This is a genomic window from Aquimarina sediminis (genome assembly GCF_002895435.1).
Classification (GTDB): Bacteria; Bacteroidota; Bacteroidia; order Flavobacteriales; family Flavobacteriaceae; genus Aquimarina; species Aquimarina sediminis.
This window is the reverse complement of the sequence record NZ_POYJ01000012.1, coordinates 144,872-170,253: the sequence shown is the minus strand read 5'-3', so window position 1 is coordinate 170,253 and position 25,382 is coordinate 144,872. Positions and strand designations below refer to the sequence as shown.

The window sequence follows — 25,382 nt, the reverse complement described above, 5'->3', positions numbered from 1 at the left end:
ATCAAATTTACTAAATATATTTATTTGGAATGCAATATTATACAAGAGATGCATGATCCATTTGCAACATTTTTCCCATTTCCATTTTATACGTCTTGTCTGCCAGACCAAAATATTTTTCGTCATGCGTTATGATTATTAATATTTTGCCTTCTTCTCTCATTTTTATTAATAATTCGTTGTAGAAAAAATCTTTAAACTCTGGATCCAAATCTGCAGCACACTCATCAAAGAAATAGATAGGTCGATCTTCTAAGTAGGATTTTAAAATAGCTAAACGTTTACGCTGCCCTTTTGATAGTTCTAAGGTACTAAATGCTCCTTCTTCTATTTTAACTTTGTTTGACAACCCAAGAGTATTTAACCATTCGTACACCTGATCTAACCTGTTATTCTTTATACCATAAATTTTCTTAAACAAGTAAAAATCACTGTAAATAACAGAGAAATATTCTCCCAATATGTTCGAGTTTATCTCTTTTCCGTTAATTAATATCTGTCCAATATCAGATTTATAAAGACCAATTAAAATTTTTAAAAAGGTAGTTTTACCACTACCATTTCCTCCAATTATAAAAATAATATCACCTCTATTAGCTTGAAAATTTATTGGACCAATACCATATGTGGTTTCTTCTTCACTATTTCCTTTATAATCGAAACCTATATTTTTAACGACTAGTTCTTCAACTACTTCAATCTTAGAATCTTTAATATCATTGTCATATCTAATACTACCGTCGGATATATTGTTAAGAAATTCCTTTATCCTTTTCCATGATACCTGTACCTGAGATATTTGTGGCACCGCATTTATAATAGAGTTAAAAGGAGACCATAAAAACAAGGTAGCAATTACATAAGATGTTATCAGTTCTTTTTCGAAGTTAAAAACCAGAGGAAACAGCAAACATGTTGTACCTATGGCAATAATAAAAGAAAGGTCTGAAAAGAGTATTTTATTAATGTTAATATGTGTTGCTTTGAGATCCGCATTGTAGTAATCAGAACTTCCTTTTTGCAAGTCCATTCTATATTCTTTGCGTATAACCCAATGTAAAACCAGTTCCTTAAAACCATTAGCCAATCCCATCACTAAATTCATATAATTCTCTCGTTCTCCTCTGGCATTATGTAAAGCTTTTTTATATCTACTGGATACCAAAAAGTGAAAACCAAGTATGAGTATTGTAATCCCTAAAAGTAACAAGGAACTTTTTAGGTTTAAAGTAAATAAGTATACCATCACAACAATTACCATAACTAACGCTGTGTAAATTCTAATTATATCTCTGGAAAAATTGATTATGATTCCTATATCATCATTTAGAATTGTATATATCTTACTACTTTTAATTTTTTCAAATTTCATGTAAGAGAACTTAAACACATCTTCTAATATCCTCATATTCAAATCATCGGCTACTAAAACTCCCAAATAGGCAGCTTTTCTTTTGCTTAACCTTGTACTCATTATATAGGTATAGGTGCTTATTGCAAACAAAAACAAAAGGTATTTTGCTTCTGTATCACTATTAATAAAATTAGTAATGATCATAACAATTGTAGAATTTGCAACTCCAGGAAACAAGCTCAAAAGAAGCAATGATGGAATAACATTGTAATATTTGTTATTGTGGGGAAAGAAAATTGTGGCTTTGGTCAAAGCATAAAAACCAGCTATTATTATTGCTAGGAGTATTATGGTTTGTTGTATAATTATGTATTCCTGTGATTTTATAGACCAAAAATCCTGATCATAAAACGTAATAGGAAGAATATATAGACAAGCAAAAATTGGCAATAACACCAAAAATCCCATGAGGTATGTGAAAAAACTACGTACAGAGAACTGTATTTTTCTTTCGTTTCTAAAAAATTGAATGGACACAAGTACCAGATAAGATATCCCTATCAAACTAAAGACTCCACCAATTAAATATGCGTAATTAACTATATTTTCCAATTTGTTGTATAATGAAGATTTAAATAACTCTAGTGATTATTATATAGAATTTTCCAATTGAGTATAAAAAGTAGTATCATCCAAAGGTATGATTGGGGTAACATCTCGCTCAGAAAGGTATTCTGGTCGTTCTTTTTCTACTCTGTCAAGAACATTATTTACACTATTATAAGTAACGATATAGGTTTTTCTATCGAAAGGAGAAATATTACAATTTGACGCATGAAAAATATTACCATGAAAGAATAGTGCTGATCCGGCTTTGCCAGGCACACTTATTACATTATCTTCTTCGAACCCCTTTTTTAGGATTGACCTATCAATAGTATATTTTAAATTTGCTCCAGTCCATGTTGCTTTTTCTACGTTTGATGTAAATTTTTGTTTATCATCGAAAGAAGCTATGCCTGACTTATGTGACCCAGGAATAACCATTAACGGACCATTAAACTCTGTAACATCATCGAGGTATATCATCACTGAAATAACCCTTGGGGAAGTCATGCCATCTTCAATTTTCCAATATGGATAATCCTGATGCCACTCCCACCATTCTCCTCTCAAGGCTTTTTTAAAATTTATTTTAGTCTGATGAATGTATACCTTACTTTCCAGAATTTGCATAACTGGATCAATAAGTTTTTTCTTACTTGATAGCCTTTTATAGATATCATTAACTTGATGAGCACCATAGTATGATCTTATCTCACCATTGGATTCTTTTACTTTTCTAGGGCTATCATCTTCTAATATCGAAGGAAGTTCTTTGTTCATTAAATGGATTTCTTCTTTGGTAAAAATATCTTCTATCAATAAAAATCCCTGATCGTGATATTGATCAATTTGCTGTTGTTGTTGCTGTTGTGTTATCATAATAGTTTTTTTAGTTTTTATTGAACTTTACAGGTGATTAAAAAAAGTGAAGTTGGTGAATCATTCAGTATATTCTTGTAATCAAACTTTCATTTGATACGGTTGGCTCATTGTGGTTAAAATAGTTCTATCCCCTTCAAATGGACGTCTTCCATGAGAAAAAAACATATTGTCAAGTAACAAGAAGTCATCCTTTTCCCATTTAAATACTATAGAATTCTTGTCATAGAACGTTTTAAACTCATCGATTACGTTTTGCTCTATTTCTTGACCATCTCCATAATAGGTTACAAATGGTAAATCTTCTTCTTCAAAATATTCTAGGATTGACGGGTTATAAAGACTTTTATGTCCAAAATACATGTGATTAAACCATACTTTTTCTCCTGTCACAGGATGTGTTTGAAAAGCAGGCAAACTCCATTTAATCCTCAAATGATCCTCATCAATCCAGGTATAATCATGTCCATTGGCGTCGAGAATTTCATTTACTTTACTTCTATCATTAGTTTGGTAAATTGTCCTCCAGTCTAACCCTATTCCTGGAATTGTATTTCGAACATATTGGATACCTTTTTCCTTAAACTTGGCAACAGTTTCTTCTGTTAAACTTGCTAGTAACCTTCTTTCATCAGCAATAGGTGTTTCACCTCCTTCTAATGGAGGAACCAGACAATAAAAAGCTATCACTCTATTAAAAACATTAGAATATGAATTCTCAGTATGCATATAAATTGTCTGATCACTGGGATGACTTGTAGATGTATATACATTATTATACACCTGTTCTCTTGGAGAAGTTCTGTTACTATATTCTATTGCTTCACCAGAAATAACCGAAAATAATTCGTTAAATTTTTGTGGTCCTTCAATTTTGAAGCCTCTTAATAAAATGGCTCCATGTTCAAGAAGTATATTATTGAGTTGATCTTTATATTTTTCTGCCCATTGTAACACATCGATTTCCTTTTCAGGGGTTATTGTAAAAGGAAATGCTTTTGAGGGAAGTTTAGTTACAATACTCTTGCCAAATTGAAATATGTCATTAGGTTTTGATTTGATAGAAGTTTCCATGAGTTAAGTATTTTTGTAATATTAAAATCTTTATAAAAGAGACTAAATAGTAAAAAGCGGGTCTAAGCTATTGATATTGATTTTATTTTTATAGAGATCAAGATCTCTATTACTTGGTGTACTCTTGAATTTCTTGAATATACGCTTTGGTTTAGGTAAATAAATTCTGGAGTATTTACTTTATTGATCAAGTAAAACGCCTTCATTTTCTTCTTTAGCTAACTGAAAATAATGAGTAGCCATTGCAATATCAAAAACAGCCATTCCCATTGGATTAAACATTACTGGTTGATCTTCGGTCAGAGTGGATAAGTAATCTTTGGTTAGAACATCCTGAATTAGGGTAACATCTTTCTTTTGTAATCCGTTAGTTTTATGAAACATCTCTATATCTGTGTTTTCTCTACACACTTCCTCCCAGTCGTCTACTATAATTGATTTTGAAAACCACGGAAATATATCTGTTTTATAATCACGTAATGAAACATTTAAATGTAAGGATCCTGCTTTTGGTTTCTTATCAATGTATCGATCTTTTGAAACTGTGCAGGTTATAAATATATCCGCATCTGCATAGGCCTGATCCCAATCTTTTACGATGGTTATTTTCTCTTTAATTTGATTATTTATTAGTTCGGTATTAACTTCATTCAAATCATATAGCATAACATTTTCGATAGCATCACCTAGTAATTCGGTACACATATCCAAATGGCATTGCCCGATTGGACCAAAACCAACAATACCAAGCTTAATTTTTTTGAGTTTTCGTTCCTCCATAAATTTTTTGATCATTAGCCCACTAACCGAAGCTGTTCGAATTGCAGAAATTGAACCGCTATTCACAATACCAATGGGCATACCTGTTTCTGCTTCATTCAATATGATAACGCTATGTGCTCGGGGTATTCCTTTTTGAATATTGTTAGGAAAACTTGCTATCCATTTGATACCAGACATATTTATGTCTCCCCCAACAAATGCAGGCATGGCAATAATTCTATTTTTAGAATTTCCATAACGCAAGTATGGTTTTATGGGTTGAGCCATATCATTAGATTCGATACATCGGGTAGCTTGATCAATTACCTGAATATTGCGATTCCAATCTATATTCAGCTTTTTTATATCCTTATCGTTTAAATAGATCATTTTTTATTATTATGTTTTATTAATTGTGCTTTATACTGGTACCGTCGTAGGCATAACTCCGGCGCTATAATTTTTTATCATCTTACACCAGTCATCATTGTATATCGTAGTTATATACCTTTCACCTCTATCTGCAAAAACACACATTACATTCGTGGGTTTCTCTAACTTGCTGTTGTTAAAATATTTTTTTACTGCTGCGTGAACAGATCCAGATGATCCTCCTGCATATAAGTTGTGTTTTTCGAGCAATTCTCTACAAGAGTTTATAGTCTCTTGTTCGGTTACTACTACTGTGTTATCTATAGATGCGCTTTCCAGAATTGAAGGTCTTAAGCTCGAACCTATACCAGGAATAAATCGTTTGCGGGGTTTGCCGCCAAATATTACAGATCCTTCTACATCAACTGCTATAATTTTGGCATTAGGATGTTTCTCTTTTACTTTTTGTGATACTCCGGTAATGGTTCCACCAGAGCTCACCCCCATAAATAAATAATCTAATTTTTGTCTAGGTATTTCTAAACAAATTTCTTTCCCTAATGAGTTATAGTAAGCCTGGGCATTTAATGGGTTTCCATACTGATTTATCCAGTAAATATTTTCGGTACTATTTACAATTTCATTTACTTTTTTTAACCTATTCATCAGATATCCTCCATATTGATCAGGTTCTGTTATGCAAATTACTTTGGCTCCCTGTTGTCGTATTAACATCTCGTTTACTGGCAAAGTGGTTTTATCAATAACACAAATGAATTTTAACCCTTTTAGTTTTGCATACGCAGATAATGCTACTCCAAAATTACCCGAAGATGACTCTATAATAGTAGTATCACTATCGATTATTTTCTCATTTAACAGGCGGTTAAGGATATAACAAGCAGCTCTATCTTTAACACTACCAGTGGGGTTATAGAATTCTAACTTTGAAAAGACATTCAAATTAGGTTCATTTCCCATTTTAAGAGATATCAATGGAGTATTTCCTACTTTATTTAGGATATTATTTATCATAAGTAATGTTTGTATACTAATTTAATAGATAGGCTTAAGTGCTTACTGAAGGTAATGTGAGGGTATAGTTGCAGTAATATTCTGAGGGATAGAATCAATCCGTACTAATATTTTATGTCGGTTTTTATATTTTAGAATTTCGCATTCTAAACCAATTAGCGGTCCACAAAATATTTTTTTAACCTCCCCTGCTTCATAATTTTGAGTATTCATCTCCAGATCAGTAATATCTTCTACATCAACTACAAGTCTTATATTATTTATTTCTTCATCCTTCAATTTTGCATATTCTCCTCCACAACGAACATAAGAGCAAACTCCATTTATCGTTAAAGCTTTATTAAAATCTTTAATAGAGTTAATTTTAACAAAAACGTAAGAAGGGAATAAAGGTTTTAAGATAATTTTCTGTCTGTCTGTCCATTGGCTAATAGTCCTTATCATTGGCAAAAAAGACTCGAGTTGGTTTTCTTCTAAAAGACTATGGACTTTTTTTTCATGACGAGATCTTACATAAAGTACATGCCAACCGGTTTTAAGAGTTTTTAGCATAGGTAATTATTGAAGTAAAAAATAAATCTAAAAATTAGTCTCTTGATAAGCTTTGAACATAGCTTCGCTACCTCTTGTCACAAAAGTTCTACGATTAAAAGAAAAACAAAATGCATAATCAAACAATATTAACAGATTGTTTGTTGGGGGGGGTAAGATATTATTAAACCAAATCTAACTATATTTTTACTTAAGTCAAATACGGAAAAACCACAATTTTATTACTTATTTAAAAAAACCAAACATAACACCTTAAAAACAAGATGTTTACACAAAAGGTTTTTTATTTTATTTATGAATTCTAATTAGGTTTTTAATTAAATTTTTATACTTAAAGCATAGCGAACCTTCTATTCTTGCATAAAGTAACCTTATCTCATAAAATAAATATTCTCTGAATAATCTATGTATCAAACAAAAAATTGTCTAGCCTCATGTAGAACAATGAAAATCAATAACCTTGTAAAAACATCTACTGCTACTCTCCAAGAATTTAATATAACCTTAAGAAGATATAGCAATATTTTTTCCCGCTTATAAAGTAAATCATTAGAAACAAGGTAATATAGTATTAGATTTAGCTAAATTCTTACAAAAAAGAAGTACTAACGTGCGATATCTTTGGGAAATCACTTAGAGAAACATTTCTTTAGATCAACACCCTCTTTAATTCATTACTATTTAATTGGGTTGCTATTTTTACTCAAGCATTGTTTTCTAAAAACATAATTGACTCCCTTTCCCGAGTTTAATCTGAAAGTTAATGAATAGTTATGTTCTTAATAGTAAGTTATAAATTAAAATTCTTATTCATGCTAAAAAATACTATCGAAAAAGTATATTTTATAATTTTGATTGTGCTATTCCTAAATCCTCTATCTGCACAACAATCAAATCTTACGTTAGCACAAATCTTCAGTAAAAACACATTTTCATTAGAACGGTCAAAAACACTAAAATGGTTTGAAGATGGTAATTCTTACACTACCTTGATACCTTCTTTTGAAAACGAAGGGTATTATGACATTCTCAGAACTGATATAAAAACAGATACGCAAAGTATCCTAATACCTGCCACATGGATGATTCCTAAAGGAAAAGATGCTCCTTTGCAAATAGAAGATTATAGTTGGTCTAATGACAAAACTAAAGTTTTGTTGTTTACAAACTCATCAAGGGTTTGGCGATATAATACTAAAGGGGATTATTGGGTGCTAAATCTAAAAACCAAAAAGCTAAGTAAGCTAGGTGGTGCAAAAGCAAAACCTTCGTCCTTAATGTTTGCAAAGTTTTCTCCAAACGGAAATAAAGTAGGATATGTAAGAGAACATAATATCTATATAGAATCTCTTGTTGACAACAAAATAACACCGTTAACAACTGATGGAACAAGTAAAATTATTAATGGAACTTTTGATTGGGCATATGAAGAAGAGTTTTCATGCAGAGATGGATTCAAATGGTCTCCTGACGGCAGTAAGATAGCATATTGGAGAATAGATGCTAGTTTCATAAAGAATTTTCTTATGATTAATAATACAGACTCCATATATTCTTACACTATACCGGTACAGTATCCTAAAGCAGGAGAAAAACCTTCTGAAGCAAAAATTGGAGTAGTCAACTCCTTAGGAGGAAATACTACATGGATGAAACTATCAGGAGATGCCAACAATCAATATATTCCTAGAGCAATCTGGAAGCCAGATTCTAAATCATTGCTGATACAACATCTTAACAGAGCTCAAAATCATAATAAAGTAACGCTCTGCAATGTTGCAGACGGTAGTACTAGAGTTATCCATGAAGATAAAGAAACCGCATGGCTAGACGTAGTTGATGATTTTCAATATCTTGATGATCAAAATACATTTACATGGGTAAGTGAAAAAAGTGGTTGGAGGGCTGTCTACCATATCAAAAATGGCAAAGAAACACAAATAACACCTACCAATTCAGATATGATTAATGTTGTTTTAACCGATGAAAAAAATGGGTGGTTATATTATATATCAAGCCCAGAAAACGCCACACAAAGATACTTATACAGAACAAAGCTTAACATCAAAGGAATAGCAGAAAGGTTATCACCAAAAAATCAGCCCGGAACACATACCTATGATATAGCACCGAATGGAAAGTATGCACAACACACCTATTCGAGATCAGGTCTTCCTCCTATTACAGATATTATTACATTACCAGATCATAAAGTAATTAAAACTTTAGTTTCTAACGAAAAATTAAAAAAACAAATAGAAACTATCGATAGCAACCCACAAGAGTTTTTTCAGATAACGCTAGATGACGGTACTTCATTAGACGCGTATATGATAAAACCTCCTGGGTTTGATTCCACAAAAAAATACCCTGTTTTATTTCATGTTTACGGTGAACCATGGTCTCAAACGGTTTTGGATTCCTGGGGCGGCAATAACTATTTATGGCATACTATGTTATCTCAACAAGGATATATAATAATGAGTATTGATAATCGAGGTACACCTGCCCCTAAAGGAAGAAAGTGGAGAAAATGCGTATATGGGCAAATTGGCGTTCTTTCTTCTTCTGATCAAGCTAAAGGCGTAAAAGAAATATTAAAAATGTTTGATTTTATAGATGCTAATCGTATTGGTATCTGGGGATGGAGTGGTGGAGGTTCTATGACACTTAACGCTTTATTTAGATATCCTGAAATTTATAAAATGGGAATGGCCGTTGCACCAGTATCAGATCAAAGGTTATATGACAATATCTACCAAGAACGCTACTCAGGGATACCTCAATTAATGCCTGAAAGCTATGCAAAAGGATCTCCTGTTAATTTTGCCAAAAACCTTAAGGGTGATTTATTGTTAATACATGGTACGGGAGATGATAATGTTCATTACCAAAGTATAGAAGTGCTAATTAACGAGCTTATTCGTCATAACAAAATATTTTCTATGGTATCCTACCCAAACCGATCTCATGGAATATATGAAGAAGAAAACACATCTAGGCACTTAAGAGAAACATTAACCAAGTACCTTAAAACAAATTTACCTACCAATCGCAAATAAAGTATTGTACTAATATTAGCGTTCCTAAATCATTACATATATACTTTCATCTTATTTTTATAAGATATAAAGTATCTTGTTTGAGAAAATAAGCAAGTAATACTTTTTTCAGTCGTAACCCACACCTTTTCTTCCTTATATAGACATATCCCATTTACGCTTAGAATGTGCAGCAATACACGATCGTAAGTCACAACAATAACTCTATTAGGTGCAAAACTCTATTATAATACTAGCACCAACTCCTTATTTTTCTATAATCACGGTACTGCTTCAATAGAACATCAACAAAATATTATTAAACTGTTAAAATTTCAGCATAAAAAACACTTTGTCAAACTAATACAGATTCTTCAAAAAGTAAAAAAGACTATAAACTTTATCAAAAAACATAAAATTCACTAAAATCAAGTAAAAAAAATGAAAATATATCTTGATAACGTAATTTTATTCCAACTAATACATCGGCGTTTTGATCAAAATATTTGCCGATAAAAACACAAACTTAACAATGAAGAAACATCAAAAACTCATGCTTTGGATAAGCATGGTAACAACTATTGTATGCACACTTAACATAAGTGCTAGAAAAACGACCTTTAACACACACAGTGAATCCTTCTTTCCTATTACCGAGATCAATCAAGATTGTTCCTGGGGTAACAGTTTTCTTACACCAACCATAATTTTCACCAACACAGACCAATCCTCTGTAGGATCTCAAATATTTAATCAAGTAATTACAAATCCAGAAAGTCATATGCAACAACGTTGTCTGGATGTAGCCAAAATATTATATAGAAGATCCTCTGATGCGCCTAGGTTTAGAGAGTTAAAATTCGAAATCAGAGCCAAAGACCCTTCAGGGAATAGCTTTGTTGCCTATAAATATGGTAACGGGGATGCCATAGGGATTGCTGTGAGTTCTGAACATCTTACCAAAATATATCAAGACTCTGGGAATAACTCTCAAGTCATCAAAGATGAAATCGATGGTATTTTATTTCATGAAGTGACTCATGGGTACAATATTTCTCCAATAGCAGGTGGTACTTATGATGGGTCCTCTCCTTTTTGGGCGTATACCGAAGGAATTGCAGATGCAGTACGAATACATTCCGGATTTCACCAAACAAGAAACCCAAATGTAAATGACTCGAGAAAATGGCTTTCGGGATATACCACAACGGGCTTCTTTTTACATTATGTTTCACAAAAACATGATAAAAACTTTATCTACAAATTCAATAAAGCAGCCAAAGACTTAGGAAGCTCATGGTCTTTTGACAACGCATTTAACGCAATACTTAATAAAGGAGTTGAGAGTGTATGGAATGAATATGTAAGCTATATTAATGGAGGAAACAAACTCGATTATGATGGAGACTACCCTTGGAGTCTTGACTGCGGTGACGGTAATGGCGGTGGTGGAACTGTAGATATTACAAATGACGGAGGAGCGATCTCTGATCAATACAATGACTCTCCATCTGGTGAAAATATCTCTAAGCTAGTTGATGATAATCCTAATTCGAAGTTTTTAACTTTCAATGCTTCTGCATGGGTACAATATCAAGCCACAAAAGCCTACACCTTGTCTTCATACACCATAACTTCTGCTAATGATGCACCTAATAGAGATCCAAAAAACTGGACACTACAAGGGTCTAACAACGGGAATTCATGGCAAAACATTGATCAAAAATCTAATCAGGATTTCCCTAACAGGCATCAAAAAAGAACGTTTTCTGTACAATCCACAACAGCATACCAGTACTTTAGACTTACCATAGATAACAACAGTGGATCAATTCTACAGATGGCAGAACTAGAACTTATGGGAACAGAAGGAAACTCTGGCGGGAACCAACTCCCAACCCCTAATTTTAGTACCAGCACAACATCTATACAAGAAGGACAATCTGTATCATTCACTAATACCTCTACAGATGCAACTTCATATAGCTGGACATTTACTGGAGGTAGTCCCTCTACCAGTACGCAAACAAACCCGGTAATAACTTACAATCAACCTGGAAACTATACGGTATCATTAACCGCTACAAACAGTAACGGATCAAAGACCGAAACTAAATCTGGATATATTACTGTATCTTCTACAGGAGGAGGTGCAATTGTAGATGTTACAAATGATGGAGGAACTATCTCTGACCAATATAATGATTCTCCGTCTGGTGAAAACATCTCTAAACTAGTTGATGACAATCCTAATTCGAAGTTTTTAACCTTTAATGCCTCTGCATGGATACAATATAGAGCAACAAAAGCTTACACCCTGTCTTCTTATACTATAACTTCTGCAAATGATGCACCTAACAGGGATCCCAAAAACTGGACTTTACAAGGATCCAACAACGGAAACTCTTGGCAAAATATTGATCAAAAATCTAATCAGGATTTCCCTAACAGGCACCAAAAAAGAACGTTCTCTGTACAATCTACAACGGCGTACCAATATTTTAGACTAAGCATGGATAATAATAGTGGTTCTATCCTACAAATAGCAGAACTAGAACTTTTAGGAACTGAAGGAAACTCTGGCGGGAACGAACTCCCAACCCCTAATTTTAGTGCCAGCACAACATCCATACAAGAAGGACAATCTGTATCATTCACTAATACCTCTACAGATGCAACTTCATATAGCTGGACTTTTAATGGAGGTAGTCCCTCTACCAGTACACAAACAAATCCTGTTGTAACTTATAATCAGCCAGGAACATATGCCGTGTCATTAACTGCCACAAACAATAATGGATCAAATACCGAAACTAAATCTGGATATATTACCGTCTCTTCTACTGGAGGTGGTGGTAATTGCGATTGGGGTAATAATTTTCTTACTCCAAGTGTAGAATTTACTGATTACGACGGGACGACTATTGGTTCTACAGCATTTAATCAGGTAATACCTAATGCAGAAAGTTATATGAAACAACGCTGCCTCGATGTGGCTAAAGTCTTATATCGTAACTCTGCAAATGCTCCAAGATTTAGATTATTAAAATTCAACTTGAAAAATGAAGATTTCGTAGCCCATAAATTTGGTAGTGGAGATCAAATGACAATAGAAGTAAGCACACAACATTTGGGGAAAATCTATAGAGACTCTGGAAATAACCCACAAGTCGTAAAAGATGAAATCGATGGAATCTTATTTCATGAAGTAACCCATGGGTACAACATCTCTCCAATAGTAGGTGGTACTTATGATGGATCCTCTCCTTTTTGGGCATATACCGAAGGAATTGCAGATGCAGTACGAATACATGCCGGCTTTCATCAAACAAGAAACCCAAATGTAAACGACTCAAGAAAATGGCTTTCAGGATATACCACAACAGGTTTCTTTTTACATTATGTATCACAAAAACATGATAAAAACTTTATCTACAAATTCAATAAAGCTGCCAAAGACTTAGGAACTTCATGGTCTTTTGACAACGCATTTAACTCAATACTTAACAAAGGAGTTCAGAGTCTCTGGGACGAGTATGTGAGCTTTATTAATGCCGGAAACAATCTGGATTATGATGGAGACTATCCCTGGAGCCTTGACTGTGGCGACGGTAATGGCGGCAATGGAGATCCTTGTGAAGGAATCCCTTCCTATAATGGCTCTCAAACTTATCAAAATGGAGATAAGGTTGTTTATCAAGGGTATTTATTTGAACTAACTACCTCAGGATGGGTTAACTTAGGCGCCTGTGGAGGTGTAAAACTTAACACTAAAGCCCCAACTATTGAAAACCAAATTCAAATTTATCCAAACCCGGTTAACGACATTCTTAATCTTCAATTTAGCACTCCACTGGATGATGCTACTTATAGAATAATTGATTTATTAGGCAAGACAGTTCTAAATGGTCAAGTTAAAAATAATATCAATACAAATAACTTAGAAAAAGGTATTTACGTACTAAGAATTAAAGATGGTAAAAACAGCTATACGAAGCGATTTATAAAAGAGTAAAACATAGTTAGTTAAGCAAAAACTGTCTGGAATATATTTTTCAGGCAGTTTTTATATATCAAAAAAAAATCCCCTCAATACCCTACTCTATAGTAAGAAGGAAGAAAACAATATTATATAAATTTGATTTTATAACTAGTATACCTACAAATAATATTCTGAAGTATGCTTGATTACTTTAAGTGAAAAAGTAGTGTTCAAAACTCCGATATTATCAATTTTGGATAACTTAGATCGCATAAACTCATGATATTCTTCTAAGCTGTGCATATTAATTTTTAGTAAAAAATCTACTTGTCCAGCCATATGAAAACACTCTTGAACTTCTTTCAGGTTTTTGATTTGATTTTCGAATTTATCAATAAACAATTCTCCATGGGATTTAAGTGATACTTGGCAAAATGCTGTTATGGGCAAATCAATCAAATTTTTGTTTACAATTGCCACATATTTTTCAATGTACCCTTTGTTTTCCAAACGCTTTATACGCTCATATATAGGAGATACAGTTAGGTTTAAAAGATTAGCGATCTCTTTTGCTGTTTTTTTACAATCCCTTTGAAGAATTCGTAAAATAGTTTTATCCGTATTATCTAAGTTTTCCATATTTTCAAATAGTTACTCTGACATTTTACAGCTAAAAATACTTTATTTTATCATTAAATCAATTAATTTAATTGCAATAATTATAATTTACCATTTTTAACATAAAATCAATTACCAAGTCCTAAAACATAATTTTACAGGCAAATTATACATAAAATTAACATTTTCAGTTCACAAAACTCTTTTAAAAAGGTTTTATCAAGCATTTTTCTTCTTTTTTAACAAATAAAAATACTGAAAACATTCATTTTCTACATTCTGAAAAGATATAAAAACTTAAAAAAATATATTTAACCATAAAAAACACTGATTTTTATGGTTAAATATTAAAAATAATCTTCATATCATAAATTTGAAAACAAATATCTCTTATACAAAATCACTCTATTAACTAGTACTAGTATAATTAATATAAGAAGAGATGTATTAAAATCAGCAGTCGAATTAATAACTAAATCAATTTTAATATGAAAAATAAATTAGGGTACATATTTTTTGTGTTTATGATCACATCCTTTACCAATGTGATAACAGCTCAAGAAATTACTATAACTGGTAAAGTTGAGGACAGCAACGGAATGTTGTTACCTGGCGTAAATATTATCATAGAAAACACCACCAAAGGAACGCAAACTGATTTTGATGGATACTACTCCATAATGGCTTCTCCCGGAGAAGTATTATTATTTAGTTATGTAGGAATGGAAACTCAAAGAGTTATTGTTTCAGATTCAAAAACATATAACATCATATTGCAAGACAGTTCTAATGAATTAGAAGAAATTGTAGTAACTGGATACTCAAAACAATCGGTTAGAAATATCACAGGGTCTGTTACCGTTGTAAAAGCCGAAGATCTAGCAGCTACTTCTCCGGTAGATATTCAACAATCTTTACAAGGTTTGGCTCCCGGAGTAACTATTGGCTCTGAAGGAGGACCTGGTGGAGCTGCAATGGTAAGGATACGAGGATTTGGTACTATAAACAACAATGATCCCCTTTATGTAATTGATGGAACACCCACCACAACAGGGATCAATCAATTAAATCCTGCAGACATCGAATCGATGCAAATACTAAAAGATGCTTCTTCATCAGCAATTTATGGATTTAGAGCTGCAAATGGTGTAATACTTATTACCACCAAAGGAGGTAAATACAATAGTAAAACTACATTGACTTTTAATTCTAATTTTGGTATCGACAATATACCTCAGTCAGCCTTTCCTGATTTACTATCTCCTCAAGAAACTGCAAATGCAATTTGGACTCGTTTTAACAATGATGGTTTCGCACCATCTCACCCACAATATGGCAATGGAGCTACTCCCGTATTACCAAATTATTTAACCCCGGCAGGAGCCAGTACAGCAGATGAAACCACCTATGACCCTCTTACAAATAAAATAACAAGAGCTAATAAAGAAGGAACAGATTGGTTTGATGAATATTTTGATAGTGCTTTTGTACAGAATTACAACCTTGGATTATCAGGAGGATCTGAAAATGCAAAATTTCATGTAGGAATGGGAGCATTAAAGCAAGAAGGAGTTGCGTTACACACATTTTATAACAGATATGTACTAAGAGTCAATTCAGAATTTAAAATCCTTGACAATTTAAGAGTTGGAGAATCATTTAATATTTCATATTCAGATAAGGTAGGATCTGTAGGAAATCAATCGACTGGAGGAGATATTTCATTTCTTTACAGAGCACAACCCATTATTCCGGTATATGATATTGCTGGCAATTATGCAGGTCCTCAAAGCCCAGGTTTAGGAAACGGAATCAATCCAGTGGCTAGTGCTACCAGAAATAAAAACAACTTAACAAGAAGGTTTAGAAACATTGGTAATGTATATGCAGAATTAGATATCCTAAAAGATTTTACACTTAAAACCAATATTGGAGTAGATTACGAGAACAGCAATAGCTCTTTCTATATTTTCTTAAATCCAGAAGTAGCAGAACCAAACTCGGTAAACAGGTTGATCGAAAGCAATAATTACGCCATTTCTTCTACTTGGTACAATACACTAAGCTACTCCCGAACATTTGGAAATCATACTTTTGATGGAATTCTGGGTACTGAATCTCATAAAACACAGAGCAAATTCCTAAGTGCTTCAAGAACAGATTTTTTTACAGACAACTTAGATTATAGATACCTGGATAGAGGAACAGGAACCCGAGACAATAATGGTCGCGGAATCAAAAGTGCATACTTTTCAACTTTTGGAAAAATAGATTACAACTTCGATGACAGGTATTTACTTTCTTTTTCTTTACGACAAGATGCTACTTCAAAATTTTCCAAAAACAACCGATCAGATCTCTTTACATCTTATAGTGCAGCATGGAGAATATCTAATGAAAAATTCATGCAAAACTTAACTTTTATCAATGATCTTAAGATAAAAGCCGGTTATGGAGAATTAGGAAACGAAAGTATCCCTCAAGGGAGAATATCCAGTCAATACATTAACAATGATGATAGTAATTATGACATCGGAGGTAGTAACTCAAGCGTATCAGCAGGATATAGTCTTTTTATTCTTGGAAACCCAGATCTTGAATGGGAAACCACCTCAACCAAAAACATAGGAATTGATGGGATCTTATTTGATAACAAATTAGCCTTTGGTCTAGAGTACTATAACGCATTAACCGAAAACTTATTAGTCCAAGATCAACCAGATGTTACTCTTATCGGAAACGCACAAGCAAAATTCATCAATGCTGGATCTGTAGAAAACAAAGGATTTGATTTTACTTTAGGATATAATGATCAAATTAATAAAAACCTAAAATACCATGCTACCATTAATGTCTCAACGTATAAAAACACCGTAAAAGAGCTATCTGACAACTCTGATTATTTCTTAGAAGGTAATTTGGCAAGAGAAACTAGACCATCGAGAACTCAGGCAGGGCAGTCTATTGCATCATTTCATGGATTTGTTATAGACGGGATCATCCAGAATGATGCAGAGCTTAATGCTACCGGTAACTATCTCGGAAAAGATATAGGAACATTTAAATATAGAGATCTAAACAATGATGGCGTTATTAACGATGATGATAGAACTTTTATAGGAAATCCACATCCTGATTTTACATATAGCCTTAATATGGGTGTAGACTACAAAAACTTTGATTTTACCCTATTCTTTCAAGGAAGTCAAGGAAACGACATTTACAATTTCACTAAGTTTTTTACTGATTTTAACAGTTTTCCTGGAGCAAAAAGTAGAGATTATCTAAATTCATGGAGCCCAACTAACACAGGATCGGCATTACCAAAACTATCCAATAATCCTGCCGAGCACTATTCTAGTGCCAGTAGTTATTATGTAGAAGATGGATCATACCTGAGGTTAAAAAATATTCAACTAGGATTTACACTTCCGCAATTAGTAACTTCTAAATTAAACATAAGTAAACTTCGATTCTTTATTCAGGCAAAAAACCTGTATACCTGGACCAAATATTCGGGCTTAGATCCAGAAATTAACCTACAAGAATACGGTGGTGATACAGTCAATTTGGATATCGGAATCGACAGAGGTGCTTATCCTGTAGCAAGAACATTTATAATGGGAGTTAACCTTTCCCTATAACTCAAAACAATCAAATATAAAACAGATGAAAAATATAATCTTATTTGTATTCGTAGTTCTAACCACGATCTCTTGTGAGAAAGAACTTGATATTGAACCACAAGGTTCCCTTGTAGAAGGTGTTATAGAATTTAATGAAGAATGGGTAAACCAACAACTCATTAGCGCATATGCCATTTTAGATGGTAACCCAGGGTATTTCTGGGCTCCAGCATCAAATTGGGCTCTGGGAGATGTAGCTTCAGATGACTTCCACAAAGGATCATCCATAGATGACCAACCACAACTAAATGATGTAGAACGATTTTCTTCGGGGACAACAAATATTTATTTGTCCAGAAAATGGGAATCTCTATTCGAAGGTATATCCAGAACAAATCAAACTATTGAATCTATTGCAATAGCCGTAGAAAATGGAACTCCAGAAGAAGACTTAGTAGTATTAGGCGCCGAAGCACGTTTTTTAAGAGCTCATTATCATATGGATGCTAAAAAAATATGGAACAACATCCCTTTTGTTAATGAAGGACTGGCAGCTACTCCCCCTAATGACTCTGATGTTTGGCCGCAAATAGTTGAAGACCTTATCTACGCTACAAAAAATCTTCCTAAAACACAAGAAGAAGCAGGAAGAGCAACCTCGTGGGTAGCAAAAGCATATCTTGCAAAAGCTTATATGTTTCAAAACAATCATATAGACGCACGACCTGTTTTAGACAATATTATTAATGATGGTCCCTTTCAACTAGTAACCGTATACCATGACAATTTTAATGGAGAAAAGGATAACAATTCAGAGTCTGTATTTGCTGTTCAAAACTCTGTAAATGATGGAGGCGATGGTTTTATCAATGGCAACAGAGGTAATAGACTAAATCACCCATACGCTTCTGATGCACCCGGAGGAGGATGCTGTGGTTTTTTTCAACCTAGCCAAAATTTGGTAAATGCATTTAAAACTGATAGTAACGGACTACCATTATTAGATACTTTTAATGATTCTGATCTTACTAGTGATCAAGGAATAACTTCTGACAACCCTTTTACTCCATATGCCGGTAATGTCGATCCGAGATTGGATTGGACAGTTGGCAGAAGAGGTATAGAATATCTTGGATGGGGAGAAATGCCTGGATCCAGATGGATACGAGATCAATCCAACGGAGGACCATATGTTGGGAAAAAACATGAAGTACTAAAATCCCAAGAAGGTACCATTTCTGCAGCTGGAGCTCCACAATATAATGCTATAAACACCCCTCTAATCAGATACTCTGATGTATTGCTGTGGAGAGCAGAAATCTATGCTCAAGATGGGCAACTAACAGAAGCTATGAATCTAGTAAACAGAATAAGGGCCAGAGCAGCAAATCCAGATGGTTTTGTAAAAAATGAAGATGGCACACCGGCCGCAAACTATGTTATTAATGAATACACGTCATTTCCTAATATAGAATATGCAATTAAAGCTGTTCGTTTTGAGAGAAGATTAGAATTAGCTTCAGAAGGACATCGATTTTTTGATTTGGTACGTTGGGGAATAGCCTCACAAGTACTAAACAAATATATCGACGAAGAATCTTCAAAACGAGTATACCTTACAGGTGCAAGTTTCACTCAAAACAAGAACGAATATTACCCTATCCCATTAGATGCTATTAACAGTTCTGAAGGAGCTTTGCAACAAAACTCAGGATACTAATAGATTGTTTTTTTGTTTACTTACTACTCTTTTAACTAATGAAGACAGAATCGTTTTTAGATTCTGTCTTTCATGTTAATTAATTCATACTTTTATGAAGTGACCATAATACACATAGCAATATATAATCGCCATATTAAAAAATACTGATATAACTAATAAGAGTAAAAAAACCTATGAAACATTACATACCAATAAAACTACTCCTACTGCTTCTATTAGGAGGATTAGCAATAAGTTGTACCGATAAAAAAACAAAAACACCAGTAGACTATGTAGATGTATTTATCGGAACAAAATCCCCGGGGCATACTTTTCCTGGTCCTATGCTTCCTTTCGGAATGGTACAATTAAGTCCAGATACAAGAAATGACCATACCAGCTGGCCGGCTTGTGCAGGATATGATTATACTGACACTTCTATTATTGGATTTACACATACCCACCTCTCGGGAACAGGAGTACCCGATCTGGGAGACATTCTATTTATGCCCACAACAGGAGATGTAAAATACCAGGCGGGCACAGTAGAAAATCCTGATTTAGGATACCGATCTAGATATACCCATCAACAAGAATACGCCGAACCGGGGTATTATTCTGTTATTCTTGACGACTACAATATAAAAGCTGAGTTAACCACCACAAAACGAGTAGGTGTCCATAAATACACCTATCCTAAGTCAAAAAGAACAAATATTATTATTGATCTGGAGCACCGTGACCCGGTTATAGAAGCTACTTTTAAAATCATAAGTGAGACAGAAGTTGCAGGCTATCGCAGATCTAAAGCTTGGGCAGGAAATCAGCGACAATATTTTGTTGCCCGATTCTCTAAACCTATACAATCCTACCAAATCCTTAATGGTGATAAAGTTGATACTACCGGGAGCAATTTTAGCAACAAAAAAATAATTGCAGCGCTTAATTTTGATAGTTCAGGAGGTGAAATTATATCAAAAGTAGCCTTATCAGCAGTAAGCATAGAAGGTGCAAGAAAAAACCTGGAAAAAGAACTCACTCACTGGGATTTTGACAAAGTAAAAAGTGAAGCAAAAAAAATATGGAACAAATCACTAAACAAGATAGAAATAACAGACGATAATGAAGATAAAAAAGAGATTTTTTACACCTCACTATATCACAGTCTCTTAACTCCAAATCTATATAATGATGTCGACGGGAAGTACCGGGGAATGGATGACAAAATACATACTGCAGAAGGTTTTAGTAATTATACAGTATTCTCATTATGGGATACATTTAGAGGACTACATCCATTATTAACCATCATAGAACCAGATGTAACCCGCGATATTGTAGTCACCCTACAGAAAAAGCATGAACAATTTGGCGAAATACCAATGTGGGAATTAGCAGCAAATGATACCAGATGCATGATTGGATATCATGGCGTTTCAGTAATGACAGATGCTTACCTAAAGGGAATTATCGATGTAGATGCCGAAAAAGTATTAAATGCCATGATAGAAAGTTCTAATGTAAAAAAAAGAGGCATTAACTATTATACAGAACTAGGTTATGTTCCTTCAAATAAAAGTAGCCAGTCTGTATCCAAAACATTAGAATATGCATATGATGATTGGTGTATTGCACAAATGGCTAAGGCATTAAACAAAACAGATGTTTATAATGAATACTCTCGAAGAGCGCGGTTTTTTGTTAATCTATATGATCAACAAACAGGCTTTATGAGACCTAGATACTCTAACCGAAAATGGTACGAAAATTTTAACCCTACCTCTGTAGAGAAAACCTATAATTTTAATTTCACAGAAGGAAATTCGTATCAATACAGCCTATTCGTACCTCATGATATAGCCAGTGTAATAGACCTGGTAGGGGGAGATGAAAATTTTAATAAATGGCTTGATAATCTTTTTTCTAAAAATTCTAATGAAGAAATCAGTAAAAACTCTGATGTATCTGGATTATTAGGACAATACTCTCATGGAAACGAGCCCAGTCATCATCTCGCATACTTATATAATTATGCCGGAAAACCATGGAAATCTCAAAAAACAATCCACAAGATATTAAACGAGATGTACACTTCTGAGCCAGACGGATTAATAGGTAATGATGATTGCGGTCAAATGTCTGCATGGTATGTATTAAGTAGTCTTGGGTTTTATTCTGTTACCCCTGGCGCACCCGAATATGTAATTGGAAGCCCAACTTTTGAAAAATCTACAATTCACCTGGATAACGGAAACACATTTACTATAAAAGCTAACAATGCAAGTAAAGAGAACATTCATTTCTCTTCTTTAAAACTAAACGGTAAAGAGTATCCTCATACATATTTAAGACACGAAGATATTCTAAAAGGAGGTGAGCTAGTTTTTGAAATGACTAATATCCCTAATAAAAAATGGGGGGTTCACTCCAATAACAGACCAATGTCTGACACACAAAAGACAGTTAGCATACCATATCTTAAATCAGATCACACTACATTTTTAGATACCAAAACAATTTCTTTGGGTTGTGACACCAAAAATGCAACAATCTATTATACTCTGGATGGCAGTGAACCTACAAAAGAAAGTATGCTATATAAGACTCCTTTCGAGATAGAGAAATCAACAACGTTAAAAGTAAAATCTTTTAGAGAAGACCTTATTTCTAGCTATACAACAACAATACCTCTAAAAAAATTAGAAAGCATTGATCCTAAACAGTTCAAAGACAAGCTAAAAGAAGGGCTTTCATATAGATATTACGAAGGTATTTTCAGGTCTGTTTATGATTTCTCTGATGAAGTACCAATACAAGAAGGAGAAACCAAAACTATAAACATAGAATCCAGATTAAGAGATGAGTGGATCGGTTTTGATTTTAGTGGTTTTATTAATATCCCGGAAAGTGGGTTGTATAATTTTGAAATCTCTGCTAATGACGGAGCACAATTAATGATAGACGGTGAAGAGTTATTTGAAAGTGATGGAAGAAAATCATTTAGTTTTACTCAAAAAAATGATATTATTTTATCAAAAGGACTGCATAAACTTACTGTAAAATATTTTCAATGTTCTGATAATATCGGACTAAAAGTTTATTGGAGTGGTCCTGGTTTTAAGAAAAAAGAAATTAATAATTCTAACTTGTTTCATCTCTAACAAAGAATAGAAGTAAAACCATTAGAAAATTAAATGAATCATAAATTTTTAAAATTTGTTTCTTGCACACCCATTAATCTATCTATTAAAAACTAACTATACTATAACAAATGATATTAGGAGTAGACATTGGTGGTAGCCATATTACTGTAGCCACTATTGATACAAAAAATCACGACATACCCGAAGCTAATCTGCTATCTACATATGTAGATAGTACTGCCTCAGCCAATGAAATTATTAATGTATGGATCTCTGCTTTGCAAAAAAGTATAGATTCTCTTAATCAAAAACCTCTCGAAGGTATCTGTATTGCTATACCAGGTCCCTTTAATTATCCAAATGGGATTTTTGCTTATAAAATGGAGCATAAATTTGCTTCACTATTTGGTTTGAACATTAAAGAAATCATCATTCGGCAATTAATGCTTCCCAAATCCATTCCCTTACGATTTTATAATGACGCGGCATGTTTTGGTATTGGAGAATCTTGGAAAGGGAAACTCAAATTCTCAAAAAAAGCACTGGCAATAACATTGGGTACCGGGTTTGGAGCTACTTTTTTAAACAATGGAGTTCCAATGTTGTCAGGAAATGGAGTTCCTCAAAATGGTGAGTTGTACCATATTCCTTTTAAAAATGGAATAGCAGATGAATATTTCTCTACTCGTTGGTTTATCAAAAAATATAAAGATTTAACAGATCTAACTATAACAGGAGTAAAGGATTTAACCCAAACCAGAGATAATAAATTCGTAGCTCAAGTATTTAGTCATTTTTCTAAAAATTTAGGATGTTTCCTTTCTCCTTGGTTAAAAGAATATAACGCAGATGCTATAGTAATTGGTGGCAATATAGCTAAAGCCTGGGATTTTTTTGCAGAAGACCTTAGAAATGAACTAGACAGACACAGATGCTATACCAAAATATATCAAAGTGATTTAAAAGAAAAAGCAATATTGCTCGGAGGTGCTCGATTAGCAAATGATGCTTTTTACAATAGCCTAAGTGTGTAAACTTATCATAACTGGAAATTAAAAAATAACCCTATGGATAAAAATTAAAAAATCATAAATAAAGGATAATACAAGAAGCTAAATATAACCGCCGTAGAGAATAATAATTAGCAAATATCAAAGGCAAAACTATTATAAGTTGTAATTTTAGCGATTACCAAAAGTTTTTTGGTAATGATTACTAAAATAGATTGTATTAAAAATGATATTAGGAGTAGATATAGGGGGAAATTATATTACTGTGGCAGGTATAGACACAAAAACGAATAAAATACTAGAAACTAGTTTTGTGTCTATTTCTGTTGATAGTAAGGCAGAAGCAAATGAAATATTAGATCGATGGTTGTTTGCATTGCGAAAAGTTATTGACACACTCAATAATGAACCTCTAGAAGGAATTGGTATAGCAATCCCAGGACCATTTGACTATCACAATGGTATTTTTGCTTTCAAAATGGAGCAAAAATATGCCTCATTATTTTGTCTGAATATCAAAGAAATACTAAAGAAAAAGTTACAACTCTCTGATGATATTCCTATACGATTTTATAATGATGCTGCATGCTTTGGTATTGGAGAAGTATGGAGAGGAAAACTTAAATCTATTAAAAGAGGCTTAGGCATTACACTTGGTGCTGGTTTTGGAGCTACATTTTTATTTCATGGACTTCCATTACTCTCTGGAGATGGGATCCCTAAAGACGGAGAGTTATATCACATCACATATAAAGATGGAATTGCGGATGATTACTTTTCTACACGCTGGTTTGTAAAACGATATAAAGAAATAACCGATGCATCGATCAACAATGTCAAAGAACTTACAGAGGCTTCATTAGAAAACGATGTTGCTGTTGAACAAGTATTTGATGAGTTTTCGCAAAATCTTGCAGATTTCTTAAGCCCCTGGTTAAAATCTTATGATGCAGAAGCTATAGTTATTGGAGGTAGTATTGCAAAAGCATGGCCGTTTTTTGCTTCTAATTTAGAGAAGAAGCTTAATTCTCATAATTGCTTTGTTAAGATATTTAAAAGTGAATTACAAGAAAAAGCAATACTATTGGGTAGTGCTAGATTAGTTAATGATACCTTTTATAAAGGTCTGGCATTTTAACAACTAAAAAGGCAGAATTCACATATACGTAAATTCTGCCTTTTTATATTTTTTCTGTCTTAAAAAAAGAGGTTATACCATATGGCTATTTTACGACATCTTTCCCTTTAAACTTCCATTCGATAATTCCTCCTCCCAGGTCATAGACTTTGGTAAACCCTGCTTTTTTCATATATGAAGAGCATTTCCCACTTCTTCCTCCACTACGACAGTATACAGCTATAGGCTTTGTCTTATCAACTTTATTGATAAGCTCTTCAAAATTCTCAGCTCTAAAATCAATATTAGTTGCTCCTTTAATATGTTCTTCTGCAAACTCCTCAGGAGTTCTCACATCTATAAGGTGAACTTCTCTCATTTTTAGCAGTGTATCCATCTCCTCTACTGTAATTACCTCTACAGTATTATTGTCTTCAGCTTTTTTACAATTGCACAACAATAGCGTCGTACAAACCACTATTAAAAATGATTTAATCTTCATAAATAAT

General features: G+C 33.3%; 15 protein-coding genes. 7 read left to right on the top strand and 8 right to left on the bottom strand.

Annotated features, from left to right (window positions below):
• Window positions 1-37: 37 nt before the first annotated feature.
• The 6 genes from C1X07_RS20915 to C1X07_RS20890 all read right to left on the bottom strand — a co-directional run bounded on the left by C1X07_RS20915 (window position 38) and on the right by C1X07_RS20890 (window position 6,634).
• Window positions 38-1,966 (bottom strand): cyclic peptide export ABC transporter, encoded by a 1,929-nt coding sequence (locus C1X07_RS20915; RefSeq protein ID WP_128755345.1) that lies wholly within the window; start codon window positions 1,964-1,966, stop codon window positions 38-40.
• Between the two features lie 39 nt (window positions 1,967-2,005).
• Complete coding sequence (locus tag C1X07_RS20910; protein WP_103071993.1) at window positions 2,006-2,839, bottom strand: phytanoyl-CoA dioxygenase family protein; 834 nt, start codon at window positions 2,837-2,839, stop codon at window positions 2,006-2,008.
• A gap of 81 nt (window positions 2,840-2,920) precedes the next feature.
• On the bottom strand, window positions 2,921-3,913 hold the full coding sequence (locus C1X07_RS20905; RefSeq protein ID WP_103071992.1) for a TauD/TfdA family dioxygenase: 993 nt from the start codon (window positions 3,911-3,913) through the stop codon (window positions 2,921-2,923).
• Between the two features lie 180 nt (window positions 3,914-4,093).
• Entirely contained in the window at window positions 4,094-5,065 is a 972-nt protein-coding gene (gene sbnB / locus C1X07_RS20900; RefSeq protein WP_103071991.1) for a 2,3-diaminopropionate biosynthesis protein SbnB, read from the bottom strand.
• Window positions 5,066-5,095: 30 nt separating this feature from the next.
• Window positions 5,096-6,082 (bottom strand): 2,3-diaminopropionate biosynthesis protein SbnA, encoded by a 987-nt coding sequence (gene sbnA / locus C1X07_RS20895; RefSeq protein ID WP_103071990.1) that lies wholly within the window; start codon window positions 6,080-6,082, stop codon window positions 5,096-5,098.
• Window positions 6,083-6,124: 42 nt separating this feature from the next.
• Entirely contained in the window at window positions 6,125-6,634 is a 510-nt protein-coding gene (locus C1X07_RS20890) for a UpxY family transcription antiterminator (protein ID WP_103071989.1), read from the bottom strand.
• 812 nt (window positions 6,635-7,446) lie between these two features.
• On the opposite strand from C1X07_RS20890, the gene C1X07_RS20885 reads away from it, so the two are divergent.
• The gene (locus C1X07_RS20885; protein WP_103071988.1) at window positions 7,447-9,696 is read left to right on the top strand and encodes a S9 family peptidase; all 2,250 of its coding nucleotides are present in this window, start codon (window positions 7,447-7,449) and stop codon (window positions 9,694-9,696) included.
• A gap of 511 nt (window positions 9,697-10,207) precedes the next feature.
• A complete protein-coding gene (locus C1X07_RS20880) occupies window positions 10,208-13,690 on the top strand; it encodes a basic secretory protein-like protein (RefSeq protein WP_103071987.1) in 3,483 nt (1,160 codons plus the stop codon).
• 144 nt (window positions 13,691-13,834) lie between these two features.
• Here the strand turns inward: C1X07_RS20880 and C1X07_RS20875 are convergent, their stop codons facing one another.
• Window positions 13,835-14,296 (bottom strand): Lrp/AsnC family transcriptional regulator, encoded by a 462-nt coding sequence (locus C1X07_RS20875; protein WP_103071986.1) that lies wholly within the window; start codon window positions 14,294-14,296, stop codon window positions 13,835-13,837.
• Between the two features lie 467 nt (window positions 14,297-14,763).
• On the opposite strand from C1X07_RS20875, the gene C1X07_RS20870 reads away from it, so the two are divergent.
• The 5 genes from C1X07_RS20870 (at window position 14,764) to C1X07_RS20850 (ending at window position 24,894) form a co-directional block, all read left to right on the top strand.
• Complete coding sequence (locus C1X07_RS20870; protein ID WP_103071985.1) at window positions 14,764-17,919, top strand: SusC/RagA family TonB-linked outer membrane protein; 3,156 nt, start codon at window positions 14,764-14,766, stop codon at window positions 17,917-17,919.
• 25 nt (window positions 17,920-17,944) lie between these two features.
• Complete coding sequence (locus tag C1X07_RS20865; protein ID WP_103071984.1) at window positions 17,945-19,621, top strand: RagB/SusD family nutrient uptake outer membrane protein; 1,677 nt, start codon at window positions 17,945-17,947, stop codon at window positions 19,619-19,621.
• Window positions 19,622-19,797: 176 nt separating this feature from the next.
• Window positions 19,798-22,764 carry a GH92 family glycosyl hydrolase gene (locus C1X07_RS20860; protein WP_103071983.1) on the top strand — a complete coding sequence of 989 codons (2,967 nt, stop codon included), beginning with the start codon at window positions 19,798-19,800 and terminating at the stop codon, window positions 22,762-22,764.
• 110 nt (window positions 22,765-22,874) lie between these two features.
• Entirely contained in the window at window positions 22,875-23,780 is a 906-nt protein-coding gene (locus C1X07_RS20855) for an ROK family protein (RefSeq protein ID WP_103071982.1), read from the top strand.
• A gap of 202 nt (window positions 23,781-23,982) precedes the next feature.
• Window positions 23,983-24,894: an ROK family protein gene (locus tag C1X07_RS20850; RefSeq protein WP_103071981.1), complete on the top strand. Its 912-nt coding sequence runs from the start codon at window positions 23,983-23,985 to the stop codon at window positions 24,892-24,894.
• A gap of 85 nt (window positions 24,895-24,979) precedes the next feature.
• On the opposite strand, the gene C1X07_RS20845 is transcribed toward C1X07_RS20850, so the two are convergent.
• Entirely contained in the window at window positions 24,980-25,375 is a 396-nt protein-coding gene (locus C1X07_RS20845) for a rhodanese-like domain-containing protein (protein WP_103071980.1), read from the bottom strand.
• Window positions 25,376-25,382: the final 7 nt, after the last annotated feature.

What these genes read in the sequence shown, in the direction of transcription:
- C1X07_RS20910 (WP_103071993.1), bottom strand. Translation starts at nt 2,839, where the DNA reads ATGATAACACAACAGCAACAACAACAGCAAATTGATCAATATCACGAT.
- C1X07_RS20905 (WP_103071992.1), bottom strand. Translation starts at nt 3,913, where the DNA reads ATGGAAACTTCTATCAAATCAAAACCTAATGACATATTTCAATTTGGC.
- sbnB (WP_103071991.1), bottom strand. Translation starts at nt 5,065, where the DNA reads ATGATCTATTTAAACGATAAGGATATAAAAAAGCTGAATATAGATTGG.
- sbnA (WP_103071990.1), bottom strand. Translation starts at nt 6,082, where the DNA reads ATGATAAATAATATCCTAAATAAAGTAGGAAATACTCCATTGATATCT.
- C1X07_RS20890 (WP_103071989.1), bottom strand. Translation starts at nt 6,634, where the DNA reads ATGCTAAAAACTCTTAAAACCGGTTGGCATGTACTTTATGTAAGATCT.
- C1X07_RS20885 (WP_103071988.1), top strand. Translation starts at nt 7,447, where the DNA reads ATGCTAAAAAATACTATCGAAAAAGTATATTTTATAATTTTGATTGTG.
- C1X07_RS20880 (WP_103071987.1), top strand. Translation starts at nt 10,208, where the DNA reads ATGAAGAAACATCAAAAACTCATGCTTTGGATAAGCATGGTAACAACT.
- C1X07_RS20875 (WP_103071986.1), bottom strand. Translation starts at nt 14,296, where the DNA reads ATGGAAAACTTAGATAATACGGATAAAACTATTTTACGAATTCTTCAA.
- C1X07_RS20870 (WP_103071985.1), top strand. Translation starts at nt 14,764, where the DNA reads ATGAAAAATAAATTAGGGTACATATTTTTTGTGTTTATGATCACATCC.
- C1X07_RS20865 (WP_103071984.1), top strand. Translation starts at nt 17,945, where the DNA reads ATGAAAAATATAATCTTATTTGTATTCGTAGTTCTAACCACGATCTCT.
- C1X07_RS20860 (WP_103071983.1), top strand. Translation starts at nt 19,798, where the DNA reads ATGAAACATTACATACCAATAAAACTACTCCTACTGCTTCTATTAGGA.
- C1X07_RS20855 (WP_103071982.1), top strand. Translation starts at nt 22,875, where the DNA reads ATGATATTAGGAGTAGACATTGGTGGTAGCCATATTACTGTAGCCACT.
- C1X07_RS20850 (WP_103071981.1), top strand. Translation starts at nt 23,983, where the DNA reads ATGATATTAGGAGTAGATATAGGGGGAAATTATATTACTGTGGCAGGT.
- C1X07_RS20845 (WP_103071980.1), bottom strand. Translation starts at nt 25,375, where the DNA reads ATGAAGATTAAATCATTTTTAATAGTGGTTTGTACGACGCTATTGTTG.